The following is a 14148-nucleotide window of genomic DNA, read 5'->3' as shown; positions in this document are numbered from 1 at the left end:
TAGGTAAATTTTAATACTTTATTTTTTTTGATAGATTCTTACATAATCAATTTCCATTGTTTGAGGAAATACACTATCATCGATTCCTTCTCCGCTACCCCAGGCACCGCCTATCGCGAGGTTTAGAATAAGATAGAATGGTTTAATGTATGGCCATTTTGATTTTCCCAAGCCTTCATTTTTATATTCGAAATAAAGCTGATTATCCACATAAGCTTTCATCAACTCTGGTGTCCATTCTAACATGTAGGAATGGAATTTTTCATCAACACCAGCAATTTTAATGGTACTTGTTTGTTGTGTATTCTTTTGCCATTGGTAATCTTTAGAATGAGCAGATGCATGAATGGTTCCTAAATTATGTCCTACATGTTCCATAATATCGATTTCTCCAATATTAGGCCAGTTTCCATCATTGTAAGTCCAATCCTTCGGCATCATCCAAATTGCAGACCAAGTACCTCTTCCCTTAGGAAGTTTGGCATTTACCTCAATTCGTCCGTGCAACCAGTTTGCTTTTGAATTCAAACGTGCTGAAGTATATTCTTTTCCTCCAAATTGCTCTTTTAGCGCAGTAATAGTTAGCACACCATTTTCAACCCAGGCGTTTTCCTTTTTTGCCTTTGTATAATATTGGGCTTCCCTATTTCCCCATCCATCAGCATTGCCTTCTGTATCGTAAGTCCATTTGGTCGAATCAGGTAAGCCCGTGTAATCAAATTCATCCGACCAAACCAAATGATACTCTTCCTTTTCCTTATTTTGAATAAATTTATTTACCTTCCTTGAATCACAAGCAGATATAAGAAGTAGGATACCTACTAATAGATTTATATTTTTTAGCAGCATAATATTCACTTTTACAGCAATTTAAAATCCAACAATATTTTATTGATAAACTCTAAGGTAATCTACCTCCATAGTTTGAGGAAAAATTGAATTATCTATACCCTGAAGTCCTCCCCAGGTACCACCTACAGCAATGTTTAGAATAAAAAAATGTGGTTTATTAAATGGCCAGTTATTAGCCGTTTTATTTGCTGGTGAATAGGTATGAGTAACATTCTCTTGAGAATCTGTGTAAAACTGAATTTTATCTTTATCCCAAATCATACCATAAGTATGAAATTCTTCCTCACAAGTTTCCAATGTTTTTGAATTACCATTACCATCTCCAGCATATCCGGATGGAGTATGAACTGTAGCATGTATTACATTGGGTTCAAAACCTACATATTCCATAATGTCAATTTCACCACATGCCGGCCATCCGACTTGATCTAAATTAGCTCCAAGCATCCATATTGCTGGCCAAACGCCGGTTCCTGAAGGTAATTTAGCACGAATTTCCATTCTACCATAAGTGAATTCTTGCTTACCCCAGGTAATCATTCTAGTTGAAGTATATGATCCGGCAAGCTTATTATCATTCACTTTACGTACTGTAATAATTAGTTTACCATCAACTATTTCTGCATTATCTCCATTGGTATAATTTTGAAGTTCTTGGTTTCCCCAGCCTCCGTCACCTGTTTCAAATGTCCAATTATCAGAACTAATACTTGTACCATTAAATTCATCAGACCAAACTAAGGTTTCTCCTTGTACATAATCAGGATCATCATTTTCTATACTTACAGTTTTGGTAATCGTTTTTGTATCAGTTAAACTATTTCTTAACCCCCAAACCGTTAAGGTAATTTCATAAGTGCCTTTTTGTGGATAATGAATACTTCTCACCGAGGTTTTATCAGTTTCTTTTGAGCTAGAATTACCATTTCCATAATTCCATTGTAGGTATAGATATTCTCCTTCTGATGTATTCGTTAGGTTTACCAAGTTTGGATTGTCCTGATCAATTTCAAGTTCAAAACCTGCTGTATATTCCTCACCTTCATCGCTACTACTTGAGCAAGATGACATACTTATTACTGTGAAGACAACAAAAATAAGTGTCATTAAATAACTTTTATACTGAATCATCTACTTCGATATTAACAAGTTCATTTTATTTATAAAGAGAGTTTTGAGTTTCCTCAAAACCCTCTTTATTATTCAAATTAATTTGATCTTCCAGACTTAACTCCCTCTACGTGAGGACCTGCTAAATCATCGAAATAAAATTCATGAGCACCATCTCCGTTACCTGGATTTAGCATGATTCTGACAACATTGTAGAAATCTTGACTAAATCGAGTATCCGTGGTAACATCAGAAGTAAACTGATCTCCAGTCCAATCATATCCTGCTGCAACTCCTGCAAAATCAAATTCTGCAACTTCCCAGGTATCATCTTCCTGGATGGTATAAATCACATCATAAGTTCCAGTTTGCCACGCATTACCACCTTTATCAGTATTCTCAAGCTTCAACAATACTTCTTGTCCAGCTTTCCCAAATACCATAATTTTAAATACACTGTTGTTACCGATATCGAAACGGTAACCTGCTGGTAATTGCATGTAAGCATTTGCCCATTGTTGATTTTCCTTAGAATAATGAAGTACTTTTGCACCTTTATTCGGATAAATTCGATCTGGATTATCAACAAGATTTACACCGCAATCTTGTCCTAAAATTGGAGATAATTCAACTTCACTATTATCAACATACATTACCATCATATCTAGTAAAAATGGTACATAAGCAGAATGATGATTGTCAACAGTTATCGAACTTGTAGATGCTAAATCTTCATTAGATGCCTTAACAGTAACGCTTATCGGGTAAGTACCTTTTCTCATGTAGGTATTCTCAAGAGATGCTGTCGCATCATCCGATTCCATAACTTCACTACCGTCACCAAAATCAACAGAGAAACTATTTACAAATAATCCATCAGGAATTACAAGATCTGTTAAACTAACAGCCCATGTATTTTCTTCACCTGTTGCTTGAACATCAACATTAAAAGTTACAGTTGGCTTCACATATCCTTTTAAAACTAAACCATTATACCACCTGTTACCATCCCCGCCAATACAACTTAAGGTAATGTTAGTTTCAGTAATCGATTCAATTCTATATTCATTGTTTACTGCACCGTAATCAAATCCGAAAAACGAAGGTTTATCTGATGAAAGTGTAATGTAATATGTACCATCTGTTTCTGAAAACGACCAGTTTGCAGCGGCTGGCGTAAAATCAACTTTTGCATCAGTACCATCAACTTCTACAGGGTTAGAATAATTAGGGTCATCTAAACGGTAGTCTTTTGCATACGAATTTCCATTGTTTACATAGTCAAAAATAAAATCAACCATTTTAAATGTAAATTCGTCATCATAAGATCCTGAACCCGTTTTCTGCAGAGGAGATGCAGCCCACCATTCCGGCCAATTTCCACTTGCTGGTCCAATTCCATAATGTGCCGAAGCCAAACTATCAACTACCCAAGTCTTTCCTTCTGTTACAGAAGCTCCACCAGAAATCATTGTCAACACTGGGCTATCCAGAAATGCATAATCCGTTTCGGTTTGCTCCAAGCTCATTGTTTTTACCCCTGAAGTTCCATCGGTAGCCGAAATAGTTAGTGTTATTTCATAATCTCCTGGTAAAGGATAATATGCAATTACATTATTTCCCTCTCCACTAGAACCATTTCCGAAATCCCACTTCACTGTAGCAACTCCCGAAACGTTAGTTAAATTTTCCAGTTTATAGTGAAAAGCATCCTCACCTTGAGTCACTGTAAAGCTCATTTCATCGGCAGTTGGAGCTGTACCAACATTTAATTCCGATTTATCAAATTCATTTGGATCACAGGCAACCAACATCATCAGCATTGCCAATGCAATTCCAAATCCTGATTTTATAATATTTTTCATGATTTTTTAATTTATTTGTGATTAGTAACCTGAGTTTTGTACCAACTTGTATTCACCGTAAGTTTTATCGATCTCAGACTGAGGAATTGGAAAGTATTTTCTAGTTTCATCCCACGTTCTTTCTGACGAAAAGTCAGGATTACTCTCAGTTAATACATTTGTATCTCCCCATCGTACCAAATCCCAGTAACGCATTCCTTCTCCAATAAACTCTCTTCTACGCTCTAGCTTAATATTCTCAGCTGTTGCAGGAATAGAAGCTACCCCAGCTCTGGCTCGAACAGCATCTAAGCAAATTTCTGCAGTAAGCCCAGTAGTAGCGGCTTGTCCGTGAATAACAATTAGCTCTGCAGCATTTAATAATGTTTCAGCATAACGGAAAATACGTACGTTATTCTCATAGTTCAAATCCCCAGTATATGGTGCATCGTTGTACTCCTTACGAGCAGCATATTTTGCCATAAAGTAACCTGTGTTCTGGAAACGAGCAGTGTAAGTACCATCTTCGAACTGATTAACTGAGGCAGCCAATCTTGTATCTCCATCTTCGAAAATCCCTGGTGTTTCAGAACGTACGGGAGCAAATCCCCATCCACCCTGATAATCTGTAGATCCACTTAATAAATCTGTTCCTCCAAGTTCGTTAGGAGAGATAAATGTAGGTAAATTGGTTCCATAACCTGTCCATGCAGCACCCCAATCTTTACCTTCAGCTAGATGATTTGCTTCAAATATAGATCCTGAACCAAATTCACCACTTCTATCCCAAATAGAAGCATAATCTTCCAATTGGAATTCAGAACTATTATAAATCGCTTCCATATCAGCCAAAACCTCAGCATATTTACTTTGATCTTTTTGGTACATCACGATTCGAGCTTTTAGCATCATTGCGGCAGCTTTAGTAGCTCTACCGTCATTAGAAGCAGTTGTTTGCAATGGCAACTTATCCCCAGCAATGGCAAAGTCTACATCTTCAATCAACTCCGCATAAATCTGATCTGCAGTTAACTGAGGAGCGAAATAAGGTGCTTCCAATTCTTCTTCAAAATATGGAATATTACCCCAAAATTTCCACAACCAATGCACATAATATGCTCTTAAAAAATGTGCCTCAGCTTTATATTGATTCAAACTTTCTTCATTGACACCAATTGCATTTTCACAAGCTATAATCACACCATTACAGCGGCTTAAACCAGCAAAATAAATGTTCCAAAGACCGCTGGCAGTTAAATCACCATTTAAATTATACTGAGACATATTATATAGTACCTGCTGGTCTCCTGCAGATCCACCTCCTTTATAAATATCATCAGACATTAAATCTGACATCAACGTTACACTGTTGTACTGAAAATCAGCATAACTATCGAATAGTAAAATCTGATAAGCAGCCCCTAAGTTAGATAAGATAGCACCATCAGTTGCATCTCCTCCCGCTTCTTGCGAAGAGGTAGGCTCCACGGTTAAAAAGTCGTCGCTGCAGGATGTAAATCCTATCAAAGCAGCAAAGAATAATGTTTTTATATATTTATTCATAATGTTTTTCATTTTTGAGTTAGAAAGTAATGTTTGCTCCAAATGTAATGGTGCGTGATTGTGGATAAACTCCTTTATCAACACCAATAGTAGTATAACTTCCAGAAGCAACTTCCGGCTCAAATCCTTCATAATCAGTTAATGTAAACAAGTTCTCCGCTGCTACATAAACTCTGAATTTTTTAATAATATCTTTACTTATTATTGAAGAAGGAATTGTATATCCTAACTGAATAGTCTTTAATCTGATATATGATCCATCTTTTACATACAGGTCAGAAGAACGTGAGTTATTATTTGGATCTTCAGAAGTTACCCTTGGAATAGAATTAGATGTTCCTTCTCCTCTCCAACGATTTAGAATCCAAGATGCACGGTTCATATTTGGAATATCCGCTCTTTGAGAAAAATCGTAGATATCATTACCGTAACTTCCCTGGAAGAAAGCTGCAAAATCGAAATTTTTATAGTCAGCAGTAATGTTTAAACCGAATGTCCAATCTGCCATTCCTTTACCAATTTTAGTTCTGTCGTCATCATTAATTAAACCATCATTGTTGTAATCAACAAAACGAACATCACCTGGCATTGCAGATTCACCAAAAGCGCTGTTATATAGAGCAGCTTCTGCATCATTCTGAATTAGTCCATCTGTTTTAAAACCATAGAAATATGGGAAAACTTCACCGTTCTGACCTTTTACGTAGCTACCAATACCTGATGTACTATTACTCTCATAAATGGCTTCTCCTGAGTCATTACCCATATCAACCAACTCATTCTTGATATATGATGCCTGTGCACTAACTGAATAATTCAAGTCTCCGATATTGTCTTTCCAAGTAACTTCAAATTCAATTCCTTGATTTTCCATATCACCTGCATTGGCAATAGGAGCACCTTTTCCAACGTAGCTAGGAATCGGCTGAGCAATTAACATTCCTTCAGTATCTTTCTTAAAATAATCGAAACCAATCGATAATGCATGATTGAATAATCTCAAATCAAATCCAACATCAATTTGTTCTGACTCTTCCCATTTCACATCAGGATTCGCAATTCTTGAAGCATTAGACCCATACTGCATAGTTGAATAATCACCAGAACCAAAGTAATAGTTAGTTCCACCATCCATCAAACTTGTGTATGAAAAAGCATCAATATTTTCATTACCATTTCTACCCCAGCTGGCACGTACTTTCAAATAATCTAACCATTCTGGCATTCCATCCATAAAGGATTCATTGGTTACATTCCAACCTGCCGAGAATGACGGGAAAGTTGCCCACTTGTTGTTTGGACCAAAATTAGAAGAACCATCGCGACGAACAGTTGCCTGAAACATGTATTTTTCATCGAAGTTATAATCTACACGTGCAAAATAAGATGCCAAGGTTTTAGAAGTATAGCCACCAGTTCCACCTGAAACAGTTTCATCATCCTGATCAGCAATTGCATAATCAATTACTGCCTTAGAAGGATTCTCTTCTAATAAATCATAATCGGTTCCCGACAAGTTTCTATAGGTATATTCCTTAGAAGATTGCCCCAACAAAGCTGAGAAGTTATGCTTCTCATTAATTGTTTTTGTATAATGCAATGTATTCTCGATCTGCCAGTTGTAACCTCTATTCATACTAGACCAAACTGAACTACGATCGTAATTTTTTCCTTGTGAAGTTAGATAGTAAGCAAATCTATATCCATCATTTCCCCAAAAAGCTAAATCAACACCATAACTGGATTTGAATTTTAAGTCCTTAATGATTTCCAATTCAGCCCAAAGTGTAGCTACGAATTTATCGGAATTATCTTCTGAATTATCAGGAGCATTTAACATTGCAACAGGGTTAGCAATTTCCTGAAAACCTGATGGAGGAAGTGAAAATACTCTTCCTTTTGAATCGGTTACTGCTGTTGGGTGAGCAGCTAAAACAGCATCAGGATCGGCAGCATATACAGATACACTTGGATCGAATGCCAATGCACTTCCCAAAACTGAACCATACTCGGAGTTGGTTTCAATTCCTGTGGATTTTATTCTTGTATAACCTGAGTTGATTCCAACTTTTAAACTCTTAAAAAGTTGACGATCCTCATCAAAAATATTATATGTATTATTTACACGTAAACTATAACGCTCAAAGTTTGATTTATCAAAATTACCTCCAACAATACCTTCTTGATTGAAATAACCAAAAGACACAAAATAATTAGACTTATCTGTTCCTCCACTTATACTAACTTGATGATTTTGAACTGGCGCATCATAATTAAACGTCTCATCTTGCCAATCAGTTCCTTCACCTGCATTAGCAACTTGCTCTGGAGTATAAGTTGCAGAATTACCATCGTTTAATTGCATTTCATTCATGATAACCATGTATTCCTGTGCATTTAAAACCGATTTTTTAGTCCATGGATTCTGGAAACCATAAGAAAAATCGTAGCTAACAGTTGCTTTTCCCTGTTTACCAGATTTTGTTGTTACCAAAATAACACCATTCGCACCTCTGGCACCATAAATTGCCGAAGAAGCAGCATCTTTCAATACCTCAACAGATAGAATATCTGATGGGTTAAGATAATTGATACCTCCATCAACTGCCATTCCATCTACAATGTATAAAGGATCACTATTGTTAATTGTACCAATACCACGGATTCTAACTTTTGAATCTGCACCTGGTTGACCAGAACTTTGTGTAATTTGAACACCTGAAACACGTCCTTTCAGTACATTTTCAATACGAGAAGGAGTTGACTTTTCAAGATCTTCAGCATCAACACTACTAATAGAAGCAGTAACGACACTTTTTTTCTGAACACCATAACCAATAACAACAACTTCATCTAAACCTGTTGTTTCGGTATCCAAGATAACATTGATTTCTGTTTTATCTCCTACTGTAATTTCTTGAGTAGTAAATCCAATTAACGAAAACAAAAGAACATCTTCATTCGATGCCATGATACTGAACTTCCCATCAAAATCGGTAGAAGTTCCTATTGTAGTGCCTTTTATCACTACGGATGCAAAGGGTAAAGCAAGACCATCTTCCGATGAACGCACTGTACCGCTAACTGAATGTTGCTGTGCAAATGTTTGCAAACAAAACATTGCCAGAACTAAAAACATTACTGTTTTTTTCATAAATTAGTTAGTTAAGATTAGAAAAATTAGTTCACTTGATATAATTGCAAAGTCCACAACTAAATCGTTTGCAATATCCACTCTTACAAGTCTAATTTCAAGAAATCAACTACATCACGAACCCTACAGCTAGAAAAAAGCTATACATCATTACTACATCAATAACAATATTTACACATGTAATGTTTTAATAACGTAACACTTAACACTCCTTAACATTTACACATCATTACAAATAGAAGTACATCAAAAAATAAAAAGGGAGTTAATGAACTATGTCATCAACTCCCTTTTTGGCTTTGTTGTTTTGGTGTTATTATACGTTCAATATAAAATCAATTAGATTTTCTTCTCGAGTTAAGTCAAACTTTTTACGCAAACGATAACGACTTATTTCAACACCTCGTACCGAAATATTCATTAATGGAGCAATTTCTTTCGTAGATAAATTCATTCTCAAATAGGCACACAAACGCAGATCTTTTGGAGTTAATTGTGGATAGTCGTTTCGAAGTCGTTTTATAAAATTTTCGTGAACTTTGTCGAAATGGATTTCGAATTGCTCCCAATCATGTTCGCTATTAAATTCGGAATCTATCGTTTTCATTAACTGACGAACTTGAACAAGAGCGGTTGGATCTTTAATTTTGCGAAGTGCTTTTTTTAATTCTCCTACAGAATAAGATAAAACCTCATTTTTGTGGATAATATTCATGGTTGAACTTGCCAGTTCTTTATTTTTAAAATCTACCTCTCCTCTTAATTTTTCATTACGCAATTGAACGATTTCACGCTCAGCAATTAATGCTTCCTCCCTGAATTTTTGTTCTTTAATTTTAATCTCTTCTTTCTGCTTTTTCTCCATTAAATATTGCATTCGTTTAACTCTTCTGCGAATTAAATACACTATCCCATAAAGGCTAAATACAAATAACACAGCATAAAAGAAGTAAGCTAAATAGGATCTATACCATGGAGGCAATATGGTGAATTGAAATTCATCCGCTCGGGAGTTCAATCCATATTGATTTTCCGACAACACTTTAAATACATAATCACCCTCAGGTAGATTCGTATATTCTTTTTGCAACTTTTTTGTCCATACCGATGAATTCGGTTCAAAACCTATTAACTGATATTTATATTGTACAAATTCAGATGAGTTATATATCGGAGCAGAATATTCGAATCTCAAAGCATTGTTTTTATAAGCTAAGGAAACCTTACTTTCAGCTTTAACATTTGGTCTTAAAGTGCTTGAATAATTTCCATGATAAATAATAGAATCTCCCGCATTGGTTAAATAAACATTACGAATAAAGGTTGAATAAGATTTATCAAATCTGGACACAATACTTGGATCGTAATGAACAAAACCTCTCTCAGTGCCTATGAGAACATTTTCGCTATCAATAACACTCACATTCTCAAAAGCATTGATAAACTTTCCCTGAATAGAAGAAAATGTTTTTTTGTGAATCTCATAACTGTTATCTAGCTGAGATTTTAATATTCCTGCTTTATTCCCTTCAAAAAACCATACATCGCCGTTAGATTCCTCTATTAACTTATTTACACTTTCGTTCTTACCAAATAAATTGTTTAGATATTGATGCTTTTCAAAACGATCAACTTCTGGTATGTATTTATAAAAACCACTATCCGTCGAAAACACCTTCTCATTTCTAATTTTATGAATATTGATATTCAAATTTGAAGGTAATCCATCATTTGTACCATAAAATCGAGAATGGGTACATTTTGTAAAATCTTCATTTAAATATATACGGTAAACACCTTTATATCCATGGCACATCCAAATACTATTGTCTTTGTCCCAAAGCAACTCTTTTGATGATTCTAAAAAACCATCAATTCGCTTTACAAACTTCCAGTTCCCTTCTGATTTTTTTAATAAAATTAAGCCAGAATACGTACCTCCAATCAATATATCCGGAAATTCTTCCTTGTACAAATAAGTCCAACCTCCTTCAACATCCGATAGTAATTCACCTCTGTTTTTTTCAATTCTAAACGTTCCCTTATTATGACCACATATCAATTCACCTCCAATCACTTGCAATGACCAAACCTGACCTGATGTATTTTTTACCAATTCAAACTCATTTCTCGAGCGATTCGAGAAATCATGCTTTTTGACAAATAAACCCATATTTGTTCCCAAATAAAGATGCCCTTTATGGTATATCGAAGCATAACCCGAACCAATTTCATTGTTTCTTGGGAAAGTTGATAAAGGCGAACTAATTTCCAATAAATCAATCCCATTATCCAATCCTAACCATAGATTCTCATCTCTATCCAAATGCAAACTTAAAATTGTATTGTTTTGTAAACCCGTTTTTGTATTTACCTTTTGAACAAATTCTCCTTTAGTATTAAAAACATACAAACCATCGCGAACCGTTCCAACAGCAAGGTATTCACCATTAAGCCTTGCCATACAAAATATCTGTTTTGTCTTAAAATCTGAATTCAGACTGATATCCCAAGTTTCGATACGATTTTCCTTGTATAGAAACAAACCATCCAATGCTGTAGCAATTAAAATTGCGCCATCAGAAAATGGAGTCATTCCAACTATTTCCAGATCTTTAAAAAAACTACCTTCCTTTATTAATTGAATACTTCTACCATCCAACTTACACAATCCAATTCCTTTTTCACGAACAAAAAATTGATCATTCACCATAAAACTGAAATGAAATTCATTCTTTGCTTTTATTTGTGAAATTTTACCATTCTTATAATAAAATACCGATCCAAAGGAGTGTATAAGCATTCCTTTTTTAAACGGATAAATATTCCATACTTCTCGAAAATCTCGTTCAGAATCAGGTAACAAGTTCACAAGAGAATGGTAACTTAATTTACCCGATTTATCAGGCTTTAGAAATCCAAAGTCATTATAGGCTCCAACAAAAATTCTATTTAATGAATCGATAGCTAAAGAACGTACGATTGATTTGTTTGGCATCTGGATTAATCGCCAATTGTTTCCATCAAATTCGAGAACTCCATCGTTATTGGCAAAATACATTAAACCATTGGGAGTTTGAACAACATCCCAGTTCTGTGTTCCTCCCTTGTACTCGTTTTTGTAATAATTCTTTATAAATGGAATTCCATTATTCTTAATCTTTGCAAATACAATACTTTGCCAACAAAATATAATAATTAGGAGTAAATATGTTTTTTTCAAGATCTTCAATTTAGGTAGGTAGTGATATTTGTATTGTTACACAACTTAAAATAAACCTATTTTTTAAAATAAAACAAGTAGAATAATTCACTTAGTAATAAAAATATACTTTTCGTTTCTTTTTGAAAACTCAGAAATCTCACTGGAAAATTTCCTCTTCTTTTCTCTCCTTTTCAAATTTATTTACTCTATTCTTCAGTTGTAATTTTCTTATCATCCAGGCGGACACTTTTAATGGAAGAATTCTGGATAATGCAGCCAAAAACTGATTAAAGAAACCTGGAATAGCAATCAATTTGTTATTATTCATTGATCGATATGCATATTTCGCAACCTCCCTTGCAGATCCAATATTCCAACGTATAAGTGCCTTTTCTTCGCACATACTTTTCTGAAAGGCAGTACGCGTTAAACCAGGACACAATACTGTTATACCAACTCCCGTTCCTTTTAATTCATTACTTAATGCTACACTAAATGATAATATATATGCTTTACTCGCGTAATAAACCGACATTAAAGGACCACAATAATAAGACGCTAAAGAAGCAACATTTAAAATCTTTCCCTTTTTTCTAGATATCATTCCAGGCAAAAACAATTTACACAAATGCGTTACGGTATGCACATGTAAATTGATCATTTGAGATTCTTGTTGCCAATCCGTTTCCTCAAACTTTCCCAAAATTCCAAAACCTGCATTATTAACCAATACATCTATAACAACGTCCTGCTCATAAAGTTCATTATAAATCTCCTCAGCTGTATTAGGCTTACATAAATCCTTAACTAAAATGCGCACTTTGTTATTATTAGTATGATGATGAAAACTTGATTGAACTTGAGTTAATCCACTAGCATCCTTATCAATCAATATTAATGAATAATTATCGCGAAACATTAATTTAGAAATCTCCAAACCAATTCCACTCGCCGCTCCTGTAATTAAGGCTACTTTATTCATAAATTCAGAATTTAGATTCCATTTTCAAAACAATCTAAGTGTATTTTCGAAAGCTATTTAATAAAAAAAGCACTTGCTCAGCAATGCCTGGGTCAGGCTCCCAATCAGTATTCTCACTCATAAAATTAGAGAAACCTTGAATCGATTTCAGGTCCTCATTGGTAATTCGCTTAAATCCCATAGACCAATCTGGAAATGATCTCTTCTTAATTGGTTCCTTTAAAAGTTCAATAATATTCTTATGTCTTGCATCAGATTTTACCAATTCAAATAAATCAATAATACGCTTAACATCACCTTCAATTACCTGAATAAACATACCATCGTTGTATAACAATAATCCTGTAATATTGTTTTTCTTATTCTTGGCTCTGATACTCTTGAGTAGTTCATCCAATTCTAATTGTGAAAGATCATGAGTAGAAGTACTGACATATACAATATGAATTAATTCTGACATGTGTTTATCTTTTGGTTAATAGCAAAATTGATGAGGCTTCTCAACTAAAGATACAAATACTTTAAGATAAGATGTTATCTTATCATCAACAGTTTACTGTTCTTAATCTAATAATTCAACTAATAATAGCCAATTAAATAGTTTTTATTAATCCAATATTTGCTTCGTATTTCTTAACAATTGCCTAACTTAGTTAAATACAAAAGAGTTTATAACAATGAAAGAACAAAATGATTTAAATCTTGCCGTTTTAATTGATGCAGATAATATCCCCTATTCGAATATAAAAGGAATGCTTGACGAAATAGCCAAATTTGGAACGCCAAGTATTAAACGTATTTATGGTGATTGGACAAGACCAACTGTTTCGGGTTGGAAACCTGCACTTTTAGAGCATGCCATTACTCCCATCCAACAATACTCCTACACAACAGGTAAAAATGCAACCGATTCTGCAATGATTATAGATGCTATGGACATTTTGCACAGCGATAAAATAGATGGTTTTTGTCTGGTTTCCAGCGATAGTGATTTCACTCGTCTTGCAACCCGATTAAGAGAATCAAGCAAATTGGTAATTGGAATAGGCGAAAAGAAAACACCAAATCCATTTATTGTAGCTTGTGATAAATTTATTTACATAGAGATTATTGGAGGCAAACAAATAGCTGAAAAAAAGAAAAATGATACTCAAATTGAGCAGCAAAAATTCGATAAGATTGATCGAAAATTTATCAATCTACTTAAAAATTCGATTGATGATATAGCTGATGATGATGGATGGGCATTTCTTGCAGAACTTGGTTCTCTTATCAATAAAAAGAAACCAGATTTTGATCCCCGAAATTATGGCTTTAACAAGTTAACTCCTTTAATTAAATCATTACAGAAACATTTTGAAATAGATGAGAGAGAGAGTGGGAAACGAAATATCAAACATATTTTTGTAAAGATTAAAGATTAAAAACTCTCATTAAG

9 protein-coding genes are annotated in these 14148 nt (G+C 34.4%); 1 reads left to right on the top strand and 8 read right to left on the bottom strand.

The genetic code is table 11. The features are described 5' to 3' along the window. Positions 1 to 18 precede the first annotated feature (18 nt). The 8 genes from GCQ56_RS06670 to GCQ56_RS06635 all read right to left on the bottom strand — a co-directional run bounded on the left by GCQ56_RS06670 (position 19) and on the right by GCQ56_RS06635 (position 13170). Positions 19 to 849 carry a family 16 glycosylhydrolase gene (locus GCQ56_RS06670; protein ID WP_152733640.1) on the bottom strand — a complete coding sequence of 277 codons (831 nt, stop codon included), beginning with the start codon at positions 847 to 849 and terminating at the stop codon, positions 19 to 21. 39 nt (positions 850 to 888) lie between these two features. Further along, positions 889 to 1959 carry a family 16 glycosylhydrolase gene (locus GCQ56_RS06665; RefSeq protein ID WP_193323730.1) on the bottom strand — a complete coding sequence of 357 codons (1071 nt, stop codon included), beginning with the start codon at positions 1957 to 1959 and terminating at the stop codon, positions 889 to 891. A gap of 101 nt (positions 1960 to 2060) precedes the next feature. Continuing rightward, a complete protein-coding gene (locus GCQ56_RS06660) occupies positions 2061 to 3827 on the bottom strand; it encodes a PKD domain-containing protein (RefSeq protein WP_152733638.1) in 1767 nt (588 codons plus the stop codon). Positions 3828 to 3848: 21 nt separating this feature from the next. Next, entirely contained in the window at positions 3849 to 5369 is a 1521-nt protein-coding gene (locus tag GCQ56_RS06655; RefSeq protein WP_152733637.1) for a RagB/SusD family nutrient uptake outer membrane protein, read from the bottom strand. Between the two features lie 19 nt (positions 5370 to 5388). Continuing rightward, positions 5389 to 8523, bottom strand: coding sequence for a TonB-dependent receptor (locus GCQ56_RS06650; protein WP_152733636.1), 3135 nt, complete (start codon positions 8521 to 8523; stop codon positions 5389 to 5391). A gap of 316 nt (positions 8524 to 8839) precedes the next feature. Then, positions 8840 to 11746 (bottom strand): triple tyrosine motif-containing protein, encoded by a 2907-nt coding sequence (locus GCQ56_RS06645; RefSeq protein WP_152733635.1) that lies wholly within the window; start codon positions 11744 to 11746, stop codon positions 8840 to 8842. Between the two features lie 139 nt (positions 11747 to 11885). Further along, positions 11886 to 12710 (bottom strand): SDR family oxidoreductase, encoded by an 825-nt coding sequence (locus GCQ56_RS06640; protein ID WP_152733634.1) that lies wholly within the window; start codon positions 12708 to 12710, stop codon positions 11886 to 11888. Between the two features lie 34 nt (positions 12711 to 12744). Further along, positions 12745 to 13170 carry a BLUF domain-containing protein gene (locus GCQ56_RS06635; RefSeq protein ID WP_152733633.1) on the bottom strand — a complete coding sequence of 142 codons (426 nt, stop codon included), beginning with the start codon at positions 13168 to 13170 and terminating at the stop codon, positions 12745 to 12747. Between the two features lie 217 nt (positions 13171 to 13387). Between GCQ56_RS06635 and GCQ56_RS06630 the strand changes: the two genes are divergently transcribed. Next, positions 13388 to 14134: an NYN domain-containing protein gene (locus GCQ56_RS06630; RefSeq protein WP_152733632.1), complete on the top strand. Its 747-nt coding sequence runs from the start codon at positions 13388 to 13390 to the stop codon at positions 14132 to 14134. Positions 14135 to 14148: the final 14 nt, after the last annotated feature.

The sequence above is a fragment of the Marinifilum sp. N1E240 genome, assembly GCF_009295825.1.
GTDB classification, from domain to species: domain Bacteria; phylum Bacteroidota; class Bacteroidia; order Bacteroidales; family Marinifilaceae; genus Marinifilum_A; species Marinifilum_A sediminis.
Note: the sequence above shows the minus strand (reverse complement) of the source record. Positions and strands in the feature narration are given on the sequence as shown.